This is a genomic window from Paenibacillus apii (assembly GCF_011043685.1).
Taxonomy (GTDB): domain Bacteria; phylum Bacillota; class Bacilli; order Paenibacillales; family Paenibacillaceae; genus Paenibacillus_AQ; species Paenibacillus_AQ sabinae.
In genome coordinates this window covers 297,969-319,503 of record NZ_JAAKGU010000005.1, presented here as the reverse complement: position 1 = coordinate 319,503, position 21,535 = coordinate 297,969, and the positions used below count along the sequence as shown (strand labels likewise).

Below are 21,535 nucleotides of genomic sequence, written 5' to 3'. Positions count from 1 at the left end.
CCGTCCAAGCGGCCGTTTAATCAATAGAAAGGAGGACCCGGCGATGGCCTGGTCTTTTTACCGTCTGGGGGATTCGGCGGTGCTGATTGAATTCGGCTCCGGCGTTGACGAGAAGCTTCACCAGGAAATAAGAGCCATTGTGCGCCGGATTGAAGGCCGTCCGTTCCCCGGCTTTATCGAATGTGTTCCGGCATTCACTACGTTGTGCGTCTATTATGATCCGATGGGGCTTCGCCTTCCAAAGCGAAAAATGACGGCGTATGAGTATGTTTGTTCCCTCCTGCGGGAGATGGAGAAGACGGTCGGTGAGGACAAGGAGGTCCAAAGCGCGCAGGTCATCGACATTCCGGTCTGCTACGGCGGCGAATTCGGTCCCGACCTTGGGATTGTGGCGGAGCTGAACGGGTTAACCGGGGAGGAAGTCGTTTCAATTCATTCCAGCGCCTCATATCTTGTGTATGCCATCGGCTTTGCGCCGGGGTTCCCTTATCTCGGAGGCATGCCGGATCGCATTGCGGCCCCGCGCAAACAGACGCCAAGACTCAGCGTTCCCGCCGGTTCGGTCGGAATTGCGGGCGCCCAAACCGGCATTTATCCCATCGAGACGCCCGGAGGCTGGCAGATTATCGGCAGAACGCCGCTCGCGCTCTTTCGGCCGGAGAAGTCGCCGCCGACCCTGCTTCAGGCAGGAGACTATATCCGGTTTCGTCCGATCGGTGAGGAAGAATACCGGAAGTTGCGGGGGATGGAACCATGAGCATCTATACACATAAACCGGGCCCGCTAACGACGGTCCAGGATCTTGGCAGAACGGGCTATGGAAAATACGGCGTGATCGCCTCCGGAGCCATGGACCGGTTTGCCCATCGCACGGCGAATTGGCTTGTAGGGAACAATGGCGGCGCGGCGGCGCTGGAGATCACGCTCTCGGGCTTCGCCGCCGAGTTCCGGCAGGATCACTGGATTGCGGTAACGGGGGGCGATATGGCTCCCGTTATCGACGGCAGCCCGGTGCCAATGTGGCGTCCCGTATTCGTTCGAAAAGGCAGCAGCCTTGTGCTCAAGCGGCCGGTCTCCGGCTGCCAGGCGTATGTGGCGGTCTCCGGCGGACTGGATGTCCCCGAGGTCATGAGCAGTCGCAGTACCTACCTGCGCGCAGGAATCGGCGGATTTGGCGGGAGGCCGCTGAAAGCGGGGGATGAGCTGGTCGTAGGCTCTGCTTCGCTGCGGGACCCATATCCAGTTCCGGCTTCGCTGGAGAGCAGGCAGAGCAAGACGTCGACGATTTCAGGGGCGGCGGGGAAACAGGGCTCCTTCTATGCGGTCCACTGGGCCATTCCCTGGTCGCTGCTTCCGGCTTACAGCCGGAAGCCGGTGATCCGGGTGATCCGCGGCCGTCAGTGGGACGACTTCACCCAAGCCAGCCGCCGGGCTTTTCTGGAATCCGCTTTCCTTGTGACGCCCCAATCGGACCGAATGGGCTACCGCTTATCCGGCCCGTCCCTTAAGCTGGAATCGCCGCGCGAATATTTGTCGGAGGCCGTGGCGGTCGGAACGGTTCAGATTCCGGCTGACGGCCAGCCGATTGTGCTGATGGCCGACCGGCAGACACTGGGCGGCTATCCGAAGATCGCGCAGGTCATCAGCGCGGACCTTCCGGTATTGGCCCAGACCGTGCCGGGAGGACATGTCGCGTTTCGGGAGGTCACGCCGGAGGACGCGGAATCCCTGTACCTGCGCGAAGAACGCAAGCTGAAACGGCTGGAAATGATGATCCGGCTGAAGCTGAAGGAGGGTTATCATGCTTGAGGTAGATTTGAATTGCGATATGGGAGAGAGCTTTGGCGCGTATACCATTGGCGCCGACGAAGCATTGCTTGCGGCCGTCACATCGGCGAATATCGCCTGCGGGTTCCATGCCGGCGATCCCGGTGTCATGCGCAAGGCGGTTCGGGCCGCAATCGCCGCTGGCGTGAGCGTCGGAGCGCATCCGGGCCTGCCGGATCTTGTGGGCTTCGGGAGAAGGAATATGGACATTTCTCCCGAAGAGGCGTTCGATCTCGTGACGTACCAGATCGGAGCCTTGGACGCCTTCGTCCGGCAGGAGGGTGGCCGGCTTCATCACGTGAAGCCGCACGGCGCTCTGTATAATATGGCCGCGGCCTCGCGTCCGCTTGCCTGTGCCATCGCCGCCGCCGTCTACCGGTTCGATCCATCTCTGGTGCTGTACGGCCTGTCGGGAAGCGAGCTGCTCGCCGCCGGCCGCGAGGCGGGACTCGCCACGGCAAGCGAAGTATTCGCCGACCGGACGTATCAGCGGGACGGGTCGCTGACGCCGCGCCGACAGCCGGGAGCCGTCATTTCGAACATGGAGCAATCGGTCCGCCAGGTGATCCGCATGGTCAAGGAAGGGACGGTCCTGTCTTTGGACGGAGCAGAAGTCCCACTTGAAGCGGATACCGTCTGCATCCACGGCGATGGTGCGGGCGCGGCCGCTTTTGCCGCAGAGCTGCGCCGCCGGCTGAAAGCGGAAGGCATTACCGTGAAGGCGAAGCGGTAGCTTTAGTCCGTCAGGATATGCCCCGGAGGGAGTGCCGTCCCGGTAAAACCCGCCAGATGGCGGGCTTTGAAGCCGATCGGCCTGCCGCTGCCGGCGAGAATCATATTTTTCAGGCTGGAGGCGCCTTTTTCAGGGAGAATGAATGCTTCCGTATGTGGGAATACCGAAGTAAGTGTTGTGTGAACTGCCTGGATCAGCCGGTCATTCCCGCCTTTTCCTGTCAGGTTCATCAGCATCATCCCTTCGGGATCCAGCTTCGTCCGGACGAGGCGGAAGAACTCCTGCGAGATCAAATGTCCGGGCGTGCCCTTGTCGCTGAATGCGTCCAGAACGATATAATCGAAAGCCCCCTCCTGCTCTAGTTCAAGCGTGCGGCGACCATCGCCGATCCTCACCGAATCCCCGCTGTATCCGAAATACGTTCTGCTGATTTCCGCGATCTCCGGGCCGATCTCCGCGGTGATAATTTTTTTGCCGGATAAGTGACCGGAAATCGTGCCGACCCCATGCCCGATGATGAATACGTCCTCGAACGCCGGGTTGTTCCACTCCATCAAATGAAGGATCGCTCTCGGATACTCGAACATGATCCGCTCCGGGCGATTAAGGTCCATCGCTCCCTGAACCGCTTCCTCCGAAAATTGCAGCAGCCGGAAGCGCCCTCTCTCACCGTACCATTCATCCGTATCGAATACCTTAATATCATGCCCGTCTCCGCGCGTCTTATATAGCAGCTCCAATCTTCCCGTCCCCTTGCCGTTCTTTTTCTATTTATGATAAGGGATAACGGCCGTGAATCAAAGTGCCTTACGGGTGCCGGTTTCCAGGCTGCATAACAGGAATGTCCAGCTCCAGAGAACAATTAGCATGTTTGTAAAAGACATCATCGGGTAACTATAACTATGTGGCAAATAAGTAAAACCTTAAGAAGGAGGAGATAAGCATGGCCGATCAAATCCAAAACGAAGCGGAAATCCGCAATCGGGAAAATAAAGCTGGAGACTCGCTCGCCGAGATCAAGAAGATGGAAAACGGGGTAGATATCGAACCCGAAGCGGACGAGTGGGAAGCCAAACCGGCTCCAACCGCCCATCCCGACCCTGTGCCGAAAAAATAAAAATTCAAGAAAAGTATAAGACAAAATGATAAGCGCTCAGCTTATAATTTCTTATATTTTAAGAAAAATGGGCTTTCCTTTGGGACAGCCTATTTTTTTTGCCCGCACATCTTGTATACTGGAAGTACATACCGGCTTTACAAATCTGTTGCTTAAGCGGCGCACTTTCTTGATCTGAAACCCATTTTACCTTTAGGGAGGAAAATGCAAATGCGTGATCGGAATCGAAACGCCCGTTACCGGCAGAATCGTCAGGACGCACCTCACGGAGCCGCTCTTGAGAAAAAGTACGGTCCTTATTTCGGGGTCCGCAGCGATATGAAGCTGGAGACCCTTCGAAAACTGCAAGATGGCCCGCTCCAATCGCCGGCGATTAAAGAGCAGTATCCCAAATAACGATTGCAGTGACAGCAGGCCGTAGATTCGGGCATAACCTTTAGGGTTATGCTTTTTTTGCTATCGGCTCCAGCTTGTGCGATTTTGGAATTCCGGTTGTCGTCTCTTCGCGGATTGTGATATATTTATCGACAAATTCTGCAGGCGGAGAGGAAGTCGGACAGCATGAGCCTTATCAATCGGTTCCATTCTATGGGGTTAAGGACAAAATTAATGCTTCTGCTGCTGATCATCACCGTTTTGCCCCTCGGATTGCTCGGGATGTTCTCTTACCGCAAGGCTTCCACGGAAATTCAGATCAAAGCGTATGAAATTATTTTGGAGAACCTGTCTCAGGTCAATCACAGCTTGACCGACTTTGTCCAGGATATTGAGCAATTGTCGATGTACATTTACAGCAACGAAGATATACAGGAGATATTGTCCAAACCGTCATCCCGGAGCGTGGCTGAGAAGTATGAGGACGAGCAGACGGTGAACGGCATTTTGAAGAGCTTTCTCGGCTTTAAATCCTGGGACATCGAGCTGTATGTGATCGGCGTGAACGGAGAACGATATTTTACAGGCGATTTCTTGCCGCCCGCTTACCGGGACTACCAGCCGAACTGGGGATTATTCCGCAAAACAAGAATCGCGGGCGGCGGCCCTGCCTGGGATACCCATTACTCCCTGAAGAAAATCGAGGATTACGGAGCTGTGTTAAGCTCGGGAAGGCTGCTGAAATCGATAAAAACCGGGGAGACGCTCGGCTATTTCATCGTGGATATCAAGGAGTCCGCGCTGGCGGACAAGTATCAGAAGGCTCACCAGTATCCCGGCGGCGAGGTGTATTTGCTGGATGCGAACGGATATGTCATCTCCAGCAGCCCTTCCAAGCAGCAGGTCGGAACGCGCCTGAATAAAAGCTATATGGCTGAAGTGCTGAGCGGCACCAAGGGCTATTTTTCCACAGTGGACGAAGGGTCTGACAAAATGATTATATACGACTCCTCCGATTCCTCCGGCTTCAAAATGGTGAGTGTCGTCCCGATCGGCGTATTGACGAAGGAAAGTCACAGTATCCGTAATTTGACGATATTTATCGTTATCTCATGCATACTTATCAGCTATTGCATTGCTTATTTGCTGTCCGATTACATGACGCGCCCCTTGCGCAAGCTCCGCTTGTTGATGAACGAGGTAGAAAAGGGCCGGATGGACGTTACCTTTCCTTCAAAATATGGCGACGAGGTCGGACATCTGGGACGCAGCTTTAATACGATGCTCCGGCAGATCAACCGGTTAATCCGCGAAGGCTATGAGAAGCAGATTCAGGTGCAGGAGGCGGAAATCAAGGCGATTCAGGCGCAGTTCACCCCGCACTTTTTGTATAATGCGCTCGATTCGATTAACTGGATGGCGCGGATACACGGAATGGATGCGATTAGCAAAGTGGCTTTATCGCTGGGCAACCTGCTGCGGTTTAGCATCCGGCGCGGCAATCCGGTTATTCCGATCCGTGAGGATATGAAGCAAATAAGCAATTATCTGACGATTGTCCAGCTTAGATACCGCGACAAAATTAACATCGAGCTTGATATTGACGAGGGCATTCTTGATCTTTACACGCCGAAGCTTCTGCTGCAGCCCCTGGTGGAGAATGCGGTGGGGCACGGGCTTGAGATGAAGGAAGGCCAGGGAACATTGCGGATTTGGGCAGGCGCCGTAGACCGGTATGTACAGTTCATCGTCGAGGACGATGGCGTCGGGATGACCGGGGACAAGCTGGCGAAGCTGTGGGAGCAGGAGGGAGATAGCGGACCGTCCGCAAAGACGCGGATTGGCCTGCACAATTTGAAGAAACGGCTGGAGCTGCATTTTGGGACGGTATATCAGCTGGAGGTGGAGAGTGAAGCGGGCACAGGAACGAAGGTGACGATTCGGATTCCTTGCATCGCCGATCCGAAGGAGGTTGAACGGGTTGTATAAAGTGTTGATTACAGACGATGAGTGGCTCATCAGGGAGGGACTGAAGCAGACGATTGACTGGCAGGCTCTCGAATGCGAGATTGTGGCCGAGGCTTCGAACGGAGAGCAATCGCTGCAGGCGGTCAAAGAGCATAAACCGGATATTTTGCTGACTGATATTCGGATGCCGAGTATGGATGGAATGCAGCTTGCGGAAGAAGCGCAGCGGATTCATCCCAAGCTTCGGATTATATTTTTGACGGGATTTGATGACTTTACATATGCACAGCAGGCAGTGAAGCTTAAAGCGGCCGATTATATATTGAAACCGACCAATCCGGATGAATTAGTGGAGGTCTTTGAGAAGGTCTGCGGGGATATCAAGGCCAGCCGGGACAATGAAACGGTCGAACAGGAGCTTAGAGAATGGGTGTCTGCCGGGTATACCCTTGTGCTGGAAAAGCTTCTTCATGACCAATTATTGGGGATTTCCGATCCGAAATCCGCCAGGATGTTAACGGAGATCATCGATAACCGGCGGCTGTGTGAAGAAGGGTTCCGCATTGCACTGATTCAGTATGAGGATCATACCTGCTGGTACGAACAGCTCAAGGATGAACTGCATGACCGATTATGGGATATGCTCATAGGTCCTCCTGTGACGCTGGGCGGGAACCGTGCGGCGCTAATGATCGGAGCTGATTCAGGAGATCATGGTAAGCAGCTCTGGAGCCGGATTCAAGAGATTTCAGGGAACAGCCCGCTCGTTATTGGGCTAAGCCTGCCGCATCAAAGCCTTGAGAGTGTAGGGCAGGCTCACCGCGAGGCGACGGACGCGCTCCATCTCAAGCGCCCGGGTCCGGGGCAGAAGAGCGGAGTGTATGAGTTTGGCGATATTGAGTGTTGGGGAGAGCAGCCTATAGCTACAGATGCCGCCAATTTCAAACAAGTGGAGGCATTCATTCAGACACGCTATGCGGAAGATCTGTCATTGCAGCAGCTCGCCGCCCAGTTTCACATAAGTGAGGCCCATTTCAGCAGACTGTTTCGTAAAGCTACGGGAACGACCTTTATTGATTATGTGACACAGGTGAGAATGGAAAAGGCTATGGAGCTGCTAAGTTCCCCCGATTCGCGGATATATGAAGTATCGCTGGCCGTCGGTTATCAGGATTCGCGCTATTTCAGCCAATTATTCCGCAAGGCTACGGGCAAGACCCCGACGGAATTCCGTAAAGAAAGAGAACTTATGTGAATGATATGACAATTGTGCGTTAGTTAGATGTTAATAATAAAAACAGTGAAATCAAGGGATCGTCCCCGGAAGGGGGCGATTTTACTGTTTTTGGAGATCATTTTTTTAAACAATTACGAAATTTTGTCCCATTGAGGGAACAGTGGCCGCTAAGTATAGTGGGTATAGATTCAATCGATGAAAGAAAACATGACATCAAGCGGAGGTTGGAAAGAAATGAAGAAAAGATGGCTTAAAGGTCTCGTCGCTATGGCACTCATGACACTAACGATCACGGCATGCGGGGCTAAAGAGGATCCGGCTGCAACTACCGGTTCTGACAGCGGCGGCAAGGCCGGGGGCGGAAAATTGACAGTGTACTCCCCGAATGCGGCGGAAATCAACAACCCCATTATTAAAGAGTTTCAAGACCGGACAGGAATTACGGTGGACTTAATCTCTGGAGGAACGGGGGAACTGCTGAAAAGAGTGCAGGCGGAAGCAGGCAATCCGCTAGGCGATGTATTCTGGGCAGGCGGCGCCGACTCCCTGGAATCCTATAAAGAATACTTCCAGCCATATAAGACTAAGGAATATGACAACCTGCTGCCGGCTTACGTAGATAAGAATTCCTACTGGACGCCATTCAACGCGCTGCCAATGGTCATCACCTACAACAAAGAACTGGTGTCTGAAAGTGAGCTGCCGAAATCTTGGGAGGATCTGCTTGATCCGAAGTGGAAAGGCAACATCGCTTTTGCCGATCCGTCCAAATCGGGCTCTTCCTATACCCAGCTGGTAACGATGCTGACGGCGTTCGGCAAAGAAGACGGCAAGGGCTGGGATTACGTGAAGAAGCTGGTGGCGAACATGGACGGCAAAATCCTCTCCGGTTCAAGCCTTGTGCAGCGTGCCGTTCCGGACAAAGAATTCGCGCTCGGCATTACCCTTGAGGATGCGGCTCTTCGTTACATTGAAGGCGGCTCGCAAATCGGCATCATTTATCCGGCGGAAGGAACCTCCGCCGTACCTGACGGCGCAGCCATTATTAAAGACAGCAAAAATCTGGAGCAGGCCAAACAGTTCGTCGATTTCCTCGTAAGCAAAGACGCGCAGGAGATCGTGCAAAAGGAATTCAAGCGCCGCTCTGTACGGAGCGATGTAGCTCCTGTAGAGGGTCTGCCTCAGACAGGTGATATCAAGCTGGTCGATTATAACTTCGATTGGGCCGCGGCAAATAAAGACGACATTATTAAAAAGTTCACCCGAATCACGACTGGACAGGAATAACGCATCACGCATCAAGGAGAACAGCGGCGGCAGAGAAGCATGAACCGGCTGCCGCCGCTGTTCCCGTCATTACCGGAAGCGAGGAGATACTTATGAGCAAGGTTGTTTTCGATCACGTCACCAAATACTTCGGTACGGCTAAGGCAGTTAATAATGCGCATTTTACGATAGAAGAAGGCGAGTTCTTCACACTGCTCGGCCCCAGCGGATGCGGCAAGACGACGCTGCTTCGGACGATAGCGGGCTTCTACAGACAGGAAGAAGGCAATATTTATTTTGGCGATCAATTGATTAACGATGTCCCCACTCACGAACGCAATATCGGCATGGTGTTTCAGAACTATGCGATTTTTCCCCATATGACTGTATTTGATAACGTGGCCTACGGCCTGAAGGCGAGAAAAGTTCCCAAGGACGAGATTCGGACCCGGGTGCTGGAGGCGCTCGATATGGTGGAGCTCACGCATCTTAAAGACCGCATTCCGTCCAACATGAGCGGCGGTCAGCAGCAGCGGATTGCTTTGGCCCGAGCCATTGTCATCCGTCCGGCATTGCTGTTAATGGATGAACCGTTGTCGAACCTCGATGCCAAGCTGAGAGTGAAGATGCGCACGGATATCCGCAAGCTGCAAAAAGACCTGAACATAACGACCATTTACGTAACGCATGACCAGGAGGAGGCGCTCGCTGTATCCGACCGGATTGCCGTCCTGCAAAATGGCACCGTCCAGCAGATTGCTTCCCCGCAGGAGATTTATCTGTATCCGCAGAACCGTTTTGTCGCAAACTTCATGGGCACTTCGAATTTTCTGGACGGAACCTGCGATGCAGGAGCTACGCTTAGCAATCCAGCCAATATCAAGCTGATGGGCCTTGAAACCGAGCTGCCTCTGCTGAAGCCGCATTCCGGCAAGGTGCTGTTCTCCATCCGGCCCGAACGGGTTAAGCTGTCGCCGGAGCCTTCCGTGGAACATGAATATAAGGGAACGATTGACGAGGTCACCTTCCTTGGGGAGAAAGTCAGCTATACGGTCAAAATGGCGTCGGGAGAATCCATTGAGGTTCATGACCACTCGGTGTATACACGGGATATTTACAAGCCGAAGCAGCCTGTATATCTTGATCTTCAGCTGAGCCAGTCTGTCATTTACAATGGCAGCGGCGAGGAGGTGATCTACCGTGCTATCGAAAGCTGAGCCAAGTCCGGGCAATGTCATCCGGCAGAGACTGCTGCTTAGAAAATGGGATTTCTGGACGGCAGTCACGGTCGTGGTTTACCTGCTGCTCTGCGTCTTCGTGGTTTACCCGCTGGTCACGTTGTTCATCAACAGCTTTATCAGCGAAGAAGGCGGCTTCACCATCGAAAATTATATTACCTTCATTTCATTAAAATATTACCGTATGGCGCTGCTGAACAGCTTTATGGTATCCGCGCTTGCCACACTGGGCGCAATCCTGATCGGAGTACCGCTGGCCTATTTATCCACCCGGTATGCGATTAAATTCAAAGGTCTTATGCAGATCATGATTGTGATGTCTCTGCTGTCGCCTCCGTTCATTGGCGCGTATTCGTGGATCTTGCTGATGGGCAACAACGGTTTTATTACCAGATTCATTCGTGACCTCGGCATTTCGGTTCCGTCGATTTACGGGATGCACGGTATCGTGTTTGTATTCGCGCTGCAATTTTATCCGCATATCTTCCTGTATGTCTCCGGCGCGCTGAAGACGATCGATACGTCGCTGGAGGAAGCGTCGGAAAGCCTAGGGATGACCTCCTGGCAGCGTCTTCGCACCGTGACCTTGCCCTTGATTTTTCCAACCCTGTCGGCCGGGGCGCTCATGGTGTTTATGGCATCCTTCGCTGATTTCGGCACACCGATGCTGTTGGGACAAGGCTTCAAGGTGCTTCCGATTCTGGCGTATGAGCAGTTCGTGAGCGAGATGGGCGGCAATCCAGCGATGGCCAGCACGCTCAGCATCATCCTGATCTTGTTCTCCACGTCGGTCTTGTTTACGCAGCGCTATTTCGTTGCACGCAAAAACTTTTCGATGACAGGCATGCGCACACCGAAGCTGATTCCGCTGAAGCCATTGGCGAAGACGCTGCTGACAATTGTCGCTTTTATTCCGGCGTGTATTTCGATCCTGCCGCAGCTTACAGTCATCTTAACGTCATTTATCAAAACGAAGGGTCCTGTCTTCCAGTCAGGATTTAGCCTCGACAGCTACAGGGAGGTTCTGTACCGGGTTCCCCGTTCGATTATTCATACGTATTCGTATTCCATTCTGTCCATCATTATCATGGTTGCGGGCGGCATGCTGATTTCGTATATCCTGGTGCGGCGCAAATCCAAGCTTACGGCGGCGCTCGACGGCATTCTGATGATTCCGTATGTCATGCCGGGTACGGTGCTTGGGATCAGCCTGATTGTCGCTTTTAACAAACCGCCGGTTGTGCTGACGGGAACATGGATTATTCTTGTCATTGCCTATGTCGTGCGCAAAATTCCATACACCATACGCTCCAGCACAGCCATTCTTCATCAGCTTGACCGCAGTGTGGAGGAAGCTTCCATCAGTCTGGGCGTTCCGCCGATGAAGACGTTCTTCAAGACAACGGGGCGTCTGATGGCGCCGGGCGTCATATCCGGAGCGATTCTGAGCTGGATTACAACGATTAACGAGCTTAGCTCGACCCTTGTGTTGTATTATGGAGCAACAGCAACGATTTCCGTTACGATCTACAGCGAGGTATTCACCTCTAACTATGGAACGGGCGCGGCGCTTGCATCGATTCTGACGTTAAGCACGTTGATTTCCTTGCTCATTGCAAATAAGCTGTCCGGCGGAAAAGGGCTATCCGTGTAAGGACCCAGTAGAAAGGGAGGATGACAATGACAAAAAACAGTGTCGTATGGGCGGCTTTATTAGTCATTATTACGGTTACCGTCATTGTATATTCCAACTATTTCACTGAGGTCAAGCGGGTCCCGGAGCAGTATGACACGGAAAAAGAGAAGCTGGTCTGCTGGATCTATACGGACGGCTGGTCGGATCTGTTGGCTGCATATCAGAATACCCATGCGGGTGTTGAACTGGACGTGAGAGTATTCCCTTCCTATAAAGAATTGTATACGGAGCTGCTCGCGGCGTTGTCGATCCAGACGGCTCCGCAGATCGTTGAGCTGGACAGCTCCTACGGGCTGTCTGAACTGGTCTCGATGAACGCGTTAGCGCCGGTCTCCGGCAGTGCGCTTCTCCCCGGAGAGATTATGCCTGCGGCGGCCAAGCCATTCACATATGGCGAACGGCTATGGGCGGTTCCGGCGGGAGTCTCCGTTCCGGTGATGTTTTACAATAAGAACCTGATGAAATGGACGGGTGTGGATAAAGCGATCGACTTCTCTTCTCTGGAGGAGCTTGGAAGCAAAACGAAGGCATGGAAAGCCGATCTGACTGCCCGCAAGTCGGCGGGCTGGGAGCAAGCGCTGGTCATGGATGATTCGAAGCCGTTTATCCTGTTGAATTTATGGGAGCAATCCCGGCAAAGCGGTCTACCCGGTAATCAAAGACTGGAACGCCTGCTCCGGGTATGGAGCGGACTCGTCTTTGATTCGAAGGCCATGAAGCCGCTTCGCAGCCAGCTCGCGCCAAGCGATTTCATTTCCGGCAAGACGTTATTTTATATGACCAATTCAAATATGATACCTTGGCTGGACCATTACATTGCCGGAAAATTTGAGTATGACATGCTTCCGGCGCCGCTTGCGGGCGGGAATGTGTTACTGCCTCACATCAGCTCATTTGGCATCGTGGCCGGCGAGAAGGCTGGGAGTGCGGCGGAAGATGTGGTGAACTACCTCGCCTCCTCCGAAGCCCAGGCCAAGGTGCTTGAGGCAACCGGTTATTTGCCGGTTCGAAATCAGACGATTGAGGCCATCTCCCGAAACTATGCCTTAAACAGAAAATATGGAGTGCTTCTTGGCGCGGCCGGCACGCTGGAGAGCCTGAAGCCATCGGCAGACGCGGGTCTGCGCTGGGAACAGATCACGCAAATCCTTAACCATTTGGAGATGGAGCAGGAAGCGGATTTCCGTGCATACGCCGCGCAATTACTGCCGTACATGCCCTGATTTTAAGGGGAATCCAGGAATGCTGCCGGATGGATTATATATTGGACAGGGGAAGGTTAACATGATTGAAATGGATTGGATTTCAGTTCAAGGTACAGGGGAGTGGAACGAGGACGCCGTCATACTGAATGAGGAGCTGAAGCTCTATGGTGTGGTGGACGGCGCCACTTCGCTCGTGCCCTTCCGCGGAAAGAGCAATGAGACCGGCGGCCGGCTGGCTTCTCAAATCGTCAAGCAATATGCCGAGAGTGTAACCGCTGCTGAATTTAGAGGAATGGAAGCCCTTCTCCGGGATGCCAACCTTCGTTTGGGTCAGGAAATGAAGCGGTGCGGGATTAATCCGCAGTCGAAGGATGAATTATGGACAGCGGGCGCAGCCCTTGTTCGCATAACCGATGCCGCCGTCGAGTTCATACAGGCCGGTGATTGCATGATCTATGCGATTTATGAGGATGGGGCTATCCGGGCGATAACCCGGGATCATGTGGCTGCGATTGATCATGAGTCGAAGCGGATTTGGATAGATGGAATCGAGGCGGGAGTGCGCTCCAAAGATCAATTATGGGAGACGGTCAAGCCCGTAATTGCGGCTAACAAGCAGAAAATGAACACGGCCGAAGGGTACTCCGTCCTTAACGGAATGGCTGAAGCGGAGCAGTTCTTCGAGTATGGGAGAATCAACCGGATCCGGCTGCAAAGCCTGCTGCTAGTCTCAGACGGCCTGTTCTATCCGGAGGAGGGTGAAACCTCTGAAGAAGATGGGGTTAAATCAATGGTCCGCGAGGTCAGGCAGACAGGCCTTAGCCGTTATGCCGAGTGGCTGCTGCAATTGGAACGGGAAGACGCCGAATGCATTCGCTATCCCCGGTTTAAAGTATCGGATGACAAGACCGGGATTTATATCCGATTAAAATAATGAAGGTTAAGGTCCGCGCAAACCACATGCGGCCTCTAAAGCCCTGCTAATGCGGGGCTGACTTTATGCGCATATTCCCGTCCCCAGAATGGCATACTATGCCCGATTTGCAAGAAAAAATCGGATATTCCATTCTGACAGGAAGGCGGGAAGTTAATGATATCGGGATTGTTTTCTTGGGGCCGGGATGCGGCGCATAGTCTGCCCGGGGAATACTTTTATTATTTTATCGTCTACTCGATATTGGGCTGGTTTATCGAGGGATTGTATAACCGCTACAGCAACGGGACATTCCGCAAGGAGGGACTGATGAAAGGGCCGTATAAACCGATGTACGGCTTCACTCCTCTGCTTCTGCTGGCCTTGGGCGGCACGACCATGCCGCTGCCGCTGTTTCTGGCCGCGGCATTTATCGTACCGTCGGCTGTGGAATATGCCACCGGGGCTTTGCTGAAGCTTCTGTTCCGCCGCCGGTGGTGGGATTACACGGGCCAGGAGTTTCAACTCGGCGGGCATATCTGTCTGCTGTTTTCCCTGTACTGGTGGGGATTAGCGGTTGTATGCCTCGTTGCCGTTCATCCGCTGATGATTCATCTGTACTCGCTGACGGCGGATGTCTGGAGCGTGCTCCTTCCCCTGGTATCTCTCGGCTTTGCCGCCGATCTTGCCCTGACTTTCCTCATTCGCCGCAGGGAAGCGGGGGCGATGGAGTTTGGCAATGAGGCCGGCGATGTATTGTAACGTCCGGGCTTAAAGAGTCGTTGTTTACACAAGAAAATGACAGGCGGTCTCCCTATGAGGCCGCCTGTCATTTTTTTGCCGAAGACTTGTAGTGGGCGATGTGCTAGAATGGGATGGATGAAATACCCAGTCTTGGGAATGCTCCGCATGCAGCCTTAGGGCAGGGCGGAGCCTGGGGAGGAAACCGGAATGGCCGGAAGTCTGCTTGTCGTCTTTCTTCTTACAATGGTTATACATACCGCCGAAACGCTGTCGTATTCCGTCCGGTACGCCGGGGTCAGACTGAACAAAATCGCGATCGCGCTGTCCCTGACCGGCATTATTGTGCTCGTCTCTCGAACGGCAAATCTGATTCAGGCTCCGCTGACTGCCAAATTTGTGGATGTTGCGAGAAACGATTCAAGCTTTCATCTGGAGAATTATTTAAGGATTATCCTGCTGGGCGGCTCGCTCGGAACGTTGATTGCCATCGGACTGTTCCCCACTTTTATCGGGCTGTTCGGACGCATTATTGCCAAGCTGGAGGTTCAGGGTTCTATCCCGAAGCTGCTGGCCAGCGTCACGATCGGACAATTGAAAAATACCCGAAAGTATGTCAGACGGCCGAAAATCGGGCTATACTATTTCCGGTACCTGGATGTTCCGAAACGGCTGATCGTGCTGAATATTTTCGTTACGGCTTTCTATACGGTGGGCGTAATGTCGTCGCTGTATGCGGCCCATCTCGTGCCGCAGTTCAGCACGACCGCTTCCCAGGCTTCGGGGATTATTAACGGGATGGCGACGATTCTGCTGACGATCTTTATCGACCCGCAGCTCGGTCTGATCACCGACAAGGCGACGTCCAGTCCGGAGCACCGCAGCCAGCTTGGCAAGGTATATGTGCTGCTCATGGTCTCCCGGTTTCTGGGCACGCTGCTCGGCCAGTTCGTTCTGGAACCCGCCGCCCATTTGATTACCTTGATCGTCCGGCTAATGGTGTAGGGATACGAATATGCAAGATAAGGAGAGGTTGCATTGAATGATTCCAAGAACCGGGACTCGGAAGCTGTGGCTCTTGTCACCGGGGCTTCCAGCGGCTTCGGACTGCTGACAGCCGTAAAGCTGGCGGAGCTTGGCTACACGGTCATAGCAACCATGCGCGAGCCGTCGAGGAAGGAAGAGCTGGAGCGGCGGGCGGAGCGTTCCGGCATTCTGGGCCGCGTGCGGGTGATGCGCATGGATGTGACCGATCCCGCCGGGATCGAAGAGACGGTGAAGGCGGTGCTGGCCGATTACGACCGAATCGACGTGCTGGTCAATAACGCGGGCTATGCGGCAGGCGGCTTTGTGGAAGAGGTGCCGCCCGAAGCGTGGCGGCAGCAGCTCGAAACGAACTTTTTCGGTCTGGTCGCTGTGACGAAGGCGGTGCTTCCGCAGATGAGGGAGCGGCGGACTGGGCTTATCGTCAACATTGGCAGCGTCAGCGGCCGTGCCGCTTTTCCGGGCTTTGGGCCTTACGCGGCTTCCAAGTTCGCGGTCGAGGGCTTCAGCGAGTGTCTGCGTCATGAAATGTCGCCGTTTGGAGTGAAGGTCGTTCTGCTGGAGCCGGGAGCGTACCGCACGCCCATCTGGAACAAGGGGCTGTCGCAGATCGCTTCCGCCGAGGACTCGCCTTACCGGGCGCGTCTGGATGCCGTGCTGAAGTATTCGCGCAAGGCTGCGGTTACGGCCCCCGATCCGCAGGAGGTTGCCGACCTGATTGGCCGCATTGTCCGGCTGCGGTCACCCCGGCTGCGCTATGTGCTTGGCAGAGGCTCCCGGCTGATGATTGGAGGCAGAGCGCTGCTGCCGTGGAGCTGGTTCGAGCGGATCGTCGCCCGGGCGCTCAAATAATGGCGATGTTTGAATTTTGCCATGCAGTAGTCTATTGTAGAGCTAGGTACATAACAGCGATTGGAGGCAACCGATGCCTGATTTTATGGAGTTCCAGCTTTGTTTCGATGAAGCGGGACGCGAAATTGAAATTCTCGATGTAACCCGCATCGGCGAGAATGAATACCGGATCGAAGAGACGCCTGTGTTCAGACCGGACTTGTCCTTGGGAGACATCATCAAAGTGAAAGAAGAACGCGGCGTCTATTACTACGTGGAAACGGTGCGTAAATCGGATTACGTGAAAATGGTCAGGCTGCTCAGCCGGGAAGCCGCACAGTCGCCGGAGCTTGACGCATTTAAGGAACGGGTGCTGAAATGCGGCGGGAAATGGGAGACCGTATTTGGCGGGGTGCTCATCATTCACGTTCCGAAAGAAGCGGAGAAACCTTTGAAGGCTGAACTTGAAAAGATTGCCCGTACATACGGAATTTGAATGGAGGTTATTAAAAGTGAACAAGCTCACCAAACTGGTTAAAGACTGGGTGCCGACCCTTCTAATTGCGATTGTCCTGTCATTGCTGGTTCGCAGCTATGTCGCCGAAGCGATGAGCGTTCCGACAGAATCAATGGTTCCGACCATCCAGGTGGGAGACCGGCTGATCGTGGAGAAAATGCTGTGGGCCACCTACCTGAAGCATGGAGATATCGTCGTGTTCCATCCTCCCGTCGAAGGTGAGACCAAGCTGTATGTCAAAAGGCTGATCGGGCTTCCCGGAGATGTCGTTCAGATCAAGGACGGGGCGCTGTACCGCAACGGGGACAAGGTGGACGAACCATATTTGAGCGTAAAAATGGACTACGCCTTCGGACCGGTAACGGTTCCGGAAGATCACTATTTTTTCCTCGGAGACAACCGGAATATCAGCTTCGACGCGCATATGTGGGACACGCCTTTTGTCGCGAAGGATAAGCTGATCGGTAAAGTCGTGCTGGAGATTCCCGTTCACAAGCTCCGGCGTTGACCTGAGGAAGGTGAACAATTACAATTAATTCAAGGAATTTCAAAATAAGAATCAACGAAGACGAAGGGTAAGTAGACGTATGACAGGAATTTCAGAGAGCCGGCGGTGGCTGCGAGCCGGTGTTCCGCATACGATCGAATGGCCTTCCGAGTTGCTGTCCCGAGCCCGGCCCGCCGGTCGTAGGGATAGGCCGGGGTTCCCGCCGTTATCAGAGGGAACGGTATCGATGAGGCGTGAACCGCCGATTCCGCACCGTACAGCGAGGACCGCTTTATTCCGTGCAACCCAGCCCAGGAAACGGTCCATTTAAGGTGGCATAGCGAGCAGTCTCGTCCTTATAAGGACGGGATTTTTTTTGTTGTTATAGGCTGTAAAGCCGATTCTTATCTTGGCGGCGACATTTTTGAAAGGGGGTGATGGCCTTGGATGGCGGCTGGTGGCGATGGTTAAGGTTGACAATAGACCAAAAAAGGAGAATGAAAAATGAATCAAGAGAGAGTATTAACCGGGGACCGCGTGACCGGAAAGCTGCATCTGGGCCATTACGTGGGAACCCTTAAGAACCGGGTAGAGCTTCAGCACCGGTACGACACCTTTATTATGCTGGCCGATGTTCAGGCGCTGACCACCCATTTTCATCAGCCCGGGCTGATCCGGACGCATCTGCGGGAGATCGCCCTGGATTATTTGGCGGCGGGGATCGACCCCGAGCGGGCGACCATCTTCGTCCAGTCGATGATCCCGGAAATCGCCGAGCTGACCCAGTTCTATTCCATGTTCGTTACCGTGAACAGTCTGCGCCATAACCCGACGATAAAATCGGAAGCGCAGAGCCACGGCGAAGACGAGATGTACTACGGGTTTCTCGGCTATCCCGTCAGCCAGGCGGCGGATATTACGTTCTGCAAGGCGACGATTATTCCGGTGGGGGAGGACCAGCTTCCCCTTATCGAATTAACCCGCAAGGTCGTCCGCCGCTTTAACGAACTGTACCGGCCCGTGCTGACCCTGCCCCGGGCGCTTGTTGGCGATACGCCACGTCTGGTGGGAACGGACGGCAGCGCCAAGATGAGCAAGAGCCTTGGTAACGCGATTCACCTTGACTCCTCCCGGGAGGAGCTGGAGCTGAAGATGCGCAAGGCGGTGACCGATCCCTCCCGCGTGCGCAAGGGCGATCCGGGGCATCCGGATATCTGCCCTGTTTATGCGTATCACCGCTGCTTCCGTCCGGAAGGTGCGGAGGAGATCGGCGAGGAATGCCGCAAAGGCGCGATCGGCTGCGCGGAGTGCAAACGGCGCGCCGTGGAAGCCATCGCGGAGCTGCTTGAGCCGATGGTTGAGCGCAGGGCGTATTATGCGGCCCGGCCCCGCGAAGTGGACGATCTGCTGATGAGCGGCACGTCCCGGGCCCGCGCCATTGGACGTGAGACTATGCAGGAGGTGCGGGAGGCGATGGGACTGGACTATTTTGCTGGATTCACCCGGGTATAGGCTGACACACATCCTAAATTTTGGTTGACCTCATGAAGGTAGTGTAGTATGTTGGTAGACGTTCCGTATTGATGAGAACAATAGAAGAGCGGATGCATCCTGTCTCTTAATGAGGCAGGATTTTTTTAAAATATAAGAAAGTATAAGCTTCGCGCTTATCATTTACCTTATATTTCTACGAGAAACGCACCTACGTCTTAAAAAGACGCCGTTAGGCGTTTCTTCTTGTATAGAGAAGGAGAATGCATCGATGAAATTGACAAAATCCACCGCCAATGTCCTGCTGCTGTTCATTTCCATGCTTTGGGGCTCGGGGTTCGTGGTAACCAAAATCGCGTTGGACGCCAACGCGTCCGTAGGATTTATTAATTTTTTTCGGGGCTTTCTCTTTGCCCTGCTTGTGCTTATCTTCTTTAATACCAAGATATTCAAAATGACCTTCAAGGATTTTAAAATAGGCTTGATTGCAGGATTGCTCAATTTTGGCGGGTTTCTTACGCAAACGATTGGCGTCAAGTATACCACTCCATCGAATAACGCGTTTATTTCGGCCACATATGTCGTCTTGATCCCTTTCATAGCCTGGGCCCTGTACCGAAAACCGCTTAGGGCCAAAAGCTTCATCTCAATCTCGTTATGCATGCTTGGCATGGGAATACTGACAGGGATTTGGAACAAAGCGTTTACGGTAAATATCGGGGACTTCTACTCTTTGGTGTGCGCGGTGTTTTATGCCGGTTCGATTGTTTATCTCGGTTATGGAGCAAGACAGACGGATGTGAGTATTGTGGCTTTTATGCTGGCCGCGGTGCAGGGAGCCGGCGGATTGATTTTTTTCCTGTTTGCGGAGACGGAGCGGATTGCCGATATCGATTGGTCGGCCGCGCTCATCCCTTTGCTGTATGTGGGAATCCTGTGTTCCTTTGTCGCGCAAACGATTCAGATCGCAGCCCAAAAGCATACCTCGGCGACATCCGCCGGACTGATTATGATGCTTGAAGGCGTATTTGGGAGCGTCTTTTCCATCGCTTTCGGGTTCGAACGGTTGACCGACGATTTGTTTTATGGCGGACTGCTTATTATGGTTTCTCTTTTAATGATGGAACTTGATTTTCAGCAGCTTCTGGTCAAGATGGTCAAGCGCAGAAGGCTGGATCGCGATGCCGAAGCGCGGGAACTGGATTACTTTACCGGGACCTCCCGGGAATAACAAAACTCCATTTGGTAAAAAATATTAAGCGGCTGCGCCATGTTCGGTGCGGCCGCTTATTTTGTCTCTGGTTCGAACTAAAAACATTCACCGGACTGCAACATTTGCCCCCAGGTATACGTTTTCAGGATATCCACTTCAGAAGGAGCGACAGACTATGACCACACCTCTCACCCGAAAGATGACGGCAGGTGTTCTCGCGGGAACGCTGCTGTTATCCGGCATCGCTGTCGGCACCCCCGGCCGCGCATCGGCCAAAGACTTTGAACCGGGGCATGGCACCCTGATCGCCGCCGCTTCCAAAACCTTCACGTACAAGAACGCTGCTTTCACGCTTCGTCTGCCTAATGATTGGAAGAACCGGCTTCAATTCACCCAGAAAGACAAACAAACCCTGGTCTATTACGTTCCGCAAAACCGGTCGCTGCCCCGAGAAGTGCTGTTCACCATCGAGGTGATCGACAGCGCCAAATGGCCGGACTATAAGAAAAGCAGAGTCTATACTGAGCTCGGCAGCCTGAACGGCATTGTGTATGCGCTGCACAAGTCCGGAGAAGCACCTTATGCCAAAAAGCCGGGTAGTCCGGATTACCGGATGGCGCGTAAAATATTGGCCAACCTGAAACAGGGGCTGTCCTTCTCGTTGAACCGGACGACGCAGACGGCCCCGGCGTTGGCTATCGTGCTGACCGACGCGAGACAGGCGGCTGAGCTGTATGCCTTCGGCCTGCAGCGGCGCAGCGCCTCGATACAGTATGCCACCTTCTCCGAGGCGCTCAAGAAGACGATGTATCCCGTGTTCAAAGAGCTGAACTGGGTGACCGGCGTCTCCAGTCCCTGGATCACGAAATGGGAAGTGACCAAGGATACGCCTATCGGCAACAGCAAAGAGCAGATCGAGCTGAGACTGGATATGGCGACTTCAGCCGGTACCGAGCCGTCGGTCCTGCTCACGCTTTCCCTTGAAAAAGAGAACGGAAGCTGGGTGATCGCAGCGCTGGCTTCCGATCGTGAGCTGCCGAGAAGCGGCGTTCCGGTTAAGAAAGACGGCATTCCCGCATTCGGCCCTGCCGATGCCGCAAGCCTGGCAGCCAAGGCAGCCGCCCATTATTGGCATGTCCAAAGCGGCGGTAAAGCGACGAAGGAAGGAGAGATTAAGGAATTCTCCATCCCGGGCAAGGGCGAGCATTACCGCTGGCTGGGCGAAGATCTCTCCACCAAAGAGAAGCTGTTCGCCTATCTGAAGGAGGTCTACACGCCGGAGAAAGTCCAGCAGTACTGGAACAGCCAAACGCAAAGCGGCAGCCTTGCGGAAGTAGGCGGACGCCTCGCCCAGCCAAATGCCGGTGGAGGCAGTCTGCGGGATTGGACCAAGGCGAAAGCAAGCCTGCTTGCCGATGGAGCAGAGGTCAAGACGTTCCGGTTTGACGTACCGCAAGGCGATAACGAGCATGTCATCGTCGATGCGCCGTTCCGGTTTGTGAAAGGCACGGGGTGGAGACTGGATTCGGAAGTCGGGATCATAAAATAAAAGGGCTGATCTCCAAGAGTCCGCATTAGAGTAGGAACTTGAAAAATGACCTCGACCTCCACGCAATTGTGGAGATGAGGTCATTTT

At 53.9% G+C, this 21,535-nt stretch carries 21 protein-coding genes; 20 read left to right on the top strand and 1 reads right to left on the bottom strand.

The window, feature by feature from the left end; translation table 11 throughout:
* Nucleotides 1–43: 43 nt before the first annotated feature.
* The 3 genes from pxpB to G5B47_RS13655 are packed head-to-tail and all read left to right on the top strand — an operon-like array spanning nucleotide 44 to nucleotide 2,560.
* Nucleotides 44–757 carry a 5-oxoprolinase subunit PxpB gene (gene pxpB, locus G5B47_RS13665; protein ID WP_165098914.1) on the top strand — a complete coding sequence of 238 codons (714 nt, stop codon included), beginning with the start codon at nucleotides 44–46 and terminating at the stop codon, nucleotides 755–757.
* Complete coding sequence (locus tag G5B47_RS13660) at nucleotides 754–1,809, top strand: 5-oxoprolinase subunit C family protein (protein ID WP_165098911.1); 1,056 nt, start codon at nucleotides 754–756, stop codon at nucleotides 1,807–1,809. Before pxpB ends, G5B47_RS13660 begins: the two co-directional genes overlap by 4 nt.
* The gene (locus G5B47_RS13655) at nucleotides 1,802–2,560 is read left to right on the top strand and encodes a LamB/YcsF family protein (RefSeq protein WP_165098908.1); all 759 of its coding nucleotides are present in this window, start codon (nucleotides 1,802–1,804) and stop codon (nucleotides 2,558–2,560) included. Before G5B47_RS13660 ends, G5B47_RS13655 begins: the two co-directional genes overlap by 8 nt.
* 2 nt (nucleotides 2,561–2,562) lie before the next feature.
* On the opposite strand, the gene G5B47_RS13650 is transcribed toward G5B47_RS13655, so the two are convergent.
* Nucleotides 2,563–3,300 carry a spermidine synthase gene (locus G5B47_RS13650; RefSeq protein ID WP_165098906.1) on the bottom strand — a complete coding sequence of 246 codons (738 nt, stop codon included), beginning with the start codon at nucleotides 3,298–3,300 and terminating at the stop codon, nucleotides 2,563–2,565.
* Nucleotides 3,301–3,503: 203 nt separating this feature from the next.
* Between G5B47_RS13650 and G5B47_RS13645 the strand changes: the two genes are divergently transcribed.
* From G5B47_RS13645 to G5B47_RS13565, 17 genes are all read left to right on the top strand, one after another.
* Nucleotides 3,504–3,677 (top strand): hypothetical protein, encoded by a 174-nt coding sequence (locus G5B47_RS13645; RefSeq protein WP_165098904.1) that lies wholly within the window; start codon nucleotides 3,504–3,506, stop codon nucleotides 3,675–3,677.
* A gap of 210 nt (nucleotides 3,678–3,887) precedes the next feature.
* Entirely contained in the window at nucleotides 3,888–4,073 is a 186-nt protein-coding gene (locus G5B47_RS13640; protein WP_165098902.1) for a hypothetical protein, read from the top strand.
* A 165-nt stretch (nucleotides 4,074–4,238) separates the two neighbouring features.
* Entirely contained in the window at nucleotides 4,239–6,041 is a 1,803-nt protein-coding gene (locus G5B47_RS13635; RefSeq protein WP_165098900.1) for a cache domain-containing sensor histidine kinase, read from the top strand.
* A gap of 1 nt (nucleotide 6,042) precedes the next feature.
* Nucleotides 6,043–7,275, top strand: a complete 1,233-nt coding sequence (locus G5B47_RS13630; protein ID WP_328804537.1) for a response regulator — start codon at nucleotides 6,043–6,045, stop codon at nucleotides 7,273–7,275.
* 216 nt (nucleotides 7,276–7,491) lie between these two features.
* The gene (locus G5B47_RS13625) at nucleotides 7,492–8,544 is read left to right on the top strand and encodes an ABC transporter substrate-binding protein (RefSeq protein ID WP_165098896.1); all 1,053 of its coding nucleotides are present in this window, start codon (nucleotides 7,492–7,494) and stop codon (nucleotides 8,542–8,544) included.
* Between the two features lie 92 nt (nucleotides 8,545–8,636).
* Nucleotides 8,637–9,740 (top strand): ABC transporter ATP-binding protein, encoded by a 1,104-nt coding sequence (locus G5B47_RS13620; RefSeq protein WP_165098894.1) that lies wholly within the window; start codon nucleotides 8,637–8,639, stop codon nucleotides 9,738–9,740.
* On the top strand, nucleotides 9,724–11,415 hold the full coding sequence (locus G5B47_RS13615) for an ABC transporter permease (RefSeq protein ID WP_328804534.1): 1,692 nt from the start codon (nucleotides 9,724–9,726) through the stop codon (nucleotides 11,413–11,415). Before G5B47_RS13620 ends, G5B47_RS13615 begins: the two co-directional genes overlap by 17 nt.
* 26 nt (nucleotides 11,416–11,441) lie before the next feature.
* Nucleotides 11,442–12,680 carry an extracellular solute-binding protein gene (locus tag G5B47_RS13610; RefSeq protein ID WP_165098892.1) on the top strand — a complete coding sequence of 413 codons (1,239 nt, stop codon included), beginning with the start codon at nucleotides 11,442–11,444 and terminating at the stop codon, nucleotides 12,678–12,680.
* A gap of 61 nt (nucleotides 12,681–12,741) precedes the next feature.
* The gene (locus G5B47_RS13605) at nucleotides 12,742–13,596 is read left to right on the top strand and encodes a protein phosphatase 2C domain-containing protein (RefSeq protein WP_165098890.1); all 855 of its coding nucleotides are present in this window, start codon (nucleotides 12,742–12,744) and stop codon (nucleotides 13,594–13,596) included.
* Between the two features lie 156 nt (nucleotides 13,597–13,752).
* The gene (locus tag G5B47_RS13600; protein ID WP_165098888.1) at nucleotides 13,753–14,337 is read left to right on the top strand and encodes a putative ABC transporter permease; all 585 of its coding nucleotides are present in this window, start codon (nucleotides 13,753–13,755) and stop codon (nucleotides 14,335–14,337) included.
* Nucleotides 14,338–14,526: 189 nt separating this feature from the next.
* Nucleotides 14,527–15,321, top strand: coding sequence for a lipid II flippase Amj family protein (locus G5B47_RS13595; protein WP_165098886.1), 795 nt, complete (start codon nucleotides 14,527–14,529; stop codon nucleotides 15,319–15,321).
* Nucleotides 15,322–15,354: 33 nt separating this feature from the next.
* Nucleotides 15,355–16,212: an SDR family oxidoreductase gene (locus G5B47_RS13590; protein WP_165098884.1), complete on the top strand. Its 858-nt coding sequence runs from the start codon at nucleotides 15,355–15,357 to the stop codon at nucleotides 16,210–16,212.
* A 73-nt stretch (nucleotides 16,213–16,285) separates the two neighbouring features.
* Entirely contained in the window at nucleotides 16,286–16,687 is a 402-nt protein-coding gene (locus G5B47_RS13585) for a DUF4265 domain-containing protein (RefSeq protein ID WP_165098882.1), read from the top strand.
* Nucleotides 16,688–16,703: 16 nt separating this feature from the next.
* On the top strand, nucleotides 16,704–17,216 hold the full coding sequence (gene lepB, locus G5B47_RS13580) for a signal peptidase I (RefSeq protein ID WP_165098880.1): 513 nt from the start codon (nucleotides 16,704–16,706) through the stop codon (nucleotides 17,214–17,216).
* Between the two features lie 483 nt (nucleotides 17,217–17,699).
* Nucleotides 17,700–18,707 (top strand): tryptophan--tRNA ligase, encoded by a 1,008-nt coding sequence (trpS, locus tag G5B47_RS13575; RefSeq protein WP_165098877.1) that lies wholly within the window; start codon nucleotides 17,700–17,702, stop codon nucleotides 18,705–18,707.
* A 250-nt stretch (nucleotides 18,708–18,957) separates the two neighbouring features.
* The gene (locus G5B47_RS13570) at nucleotides 18,958–19,917 is read left to right on the top strand and encodes a DMT family transporter (protein ID WP_165098874.1); all 960 of its coding nucleotides are present in this window, start codon (nucleotides 18,958–18,960) and stop codon (nucleotides 19,915–19,917) included.
* A gap of 157 nt (nucleotides 19,918–20,074) precedes the next feature.
* On the top strand, nucleotides 20,075–21,448 hold the full coding sequence (locus G5B47_RS13565) for a DL-endopeptidase inhibitor IseA family protein (RefSeq protein ID WP_165098872.1): 1,374 nt from the start codon (nucleotides 20,075–20,077) through the stop codon (nucleotides 21,446–21,448).
* Nucleotides 21,449–21,535: the final 87 nt, after the last annotated feature.

Bases quoted from the DNA above. Each gene is read 5' to 3' on its own strand.
- G5B47_RS13570 (WP_165098874.1), top strand. From the start codon at position 18,958: ATGAAATTGACAAAATCCACCGCCAATGTCCTGCTGCTGTTCATTTCC.
- G5B47_RS13565 (WP_165098872.1), top strand. From the start codon at position 20,075: ATGACCACACCTCTCACCCGAAAGATGACGGCAGGTGTTCTCGCGGGA.
- G5B47_RS13625 (WP_165098896.1), top strand. From the start codon at position 7,492: ATGAAGAAAAGATGGCTTAAAGGTCTCGTCGCTATGGCACTCATGACA.
- pxpB (WP_165098914.1), top strand. From the start codon at position 44: ATGGCCTGGTCTTTTTACCGTCTGGGGGATTCGGCGGTGCTGATTGAA.
- G5B47_RS13620 (WP_165098894.1), top strand. From the start codon at position 8,637: ATGAGCAAGGTTGTTTTCGATCACGTCACCAAATACTTCGGTACGGCT.
- G5B47_RS13610 (WP_165098892.1), top strand. From the start codon at position 11,442: ATGACAAAAAACAGTGTCGTATGGGCGGCTTTATTAGTCATTATTACG.
- G5B47_RS13660 (WP_165098911.1), top strand. From the start codon at position 754: ATGAGCATCTATACACATAAACCGGGCCCGCTAACGACGGTCCAGGAT.
- trpS (WP_165098877.1), top strand. From the start codon at position 17,700: ATGAATCAAGAGAGAGTATTAACCGGGGACCGCGTGACCGGAAAGCTG.
- G5B47_RS13635 (WP_165098900.1), top strand. From the start codon at position 4,239: ATGAGCCTTATCAATCGGTTCCATTCTATGGGGTTAAGGACAAAATTA.
- G5B47_RS13585 (WP_165098882.1), top strand. From the start codon at position 16,286: ATGCCTGATTTTATGGAGTTCCAGCTTTGTTTCGATGAAGCGGGACGC.
- G5B47_RS13605 (WP_165098890.1), top strand. From the start codon at position 12,742: ATGATTGAAATGGATTGGATTTCAGTTCAAGGTACAGGGGAGTGGAAC.
- G5B47_RS13655 (WP_165098908.1), top strand. From the start codon at position 1,802: ATGCTTGAGGTAGATTTGAATTGCGATATGGGAGAGAGCTTTGGCGCG.
- G5B47_RS13640 (WP_165098902.1), top strand. From the start codon at position 3,888: ATGCGTGATCGGAATCGAAACGCCCGTTACCGGCAGAATCGTCAGGAC.
- G5B47_RS13600 (WP_165098888.1), top strand. From the start codon at position 13,753: ATGATATCGGGATTGTTTTCTTGGGGCCGGGATGCGGCGCATAGTCTG.
- G5B47_RS13595 (WP_165098886.1), top strand. From the start codon at position 14,527: ATGGCCGGAAGTCTGCTTGTCGTCTTTCTTCTTACAATGGTTATACAT.
- G5B47_RS13645 (WP_165098904.1), top strand. From the start codon at position 3,504: ATGGCCGATCAAATCCAAAACGAAGCGGAAATCCGCAATCGGGAAAAT.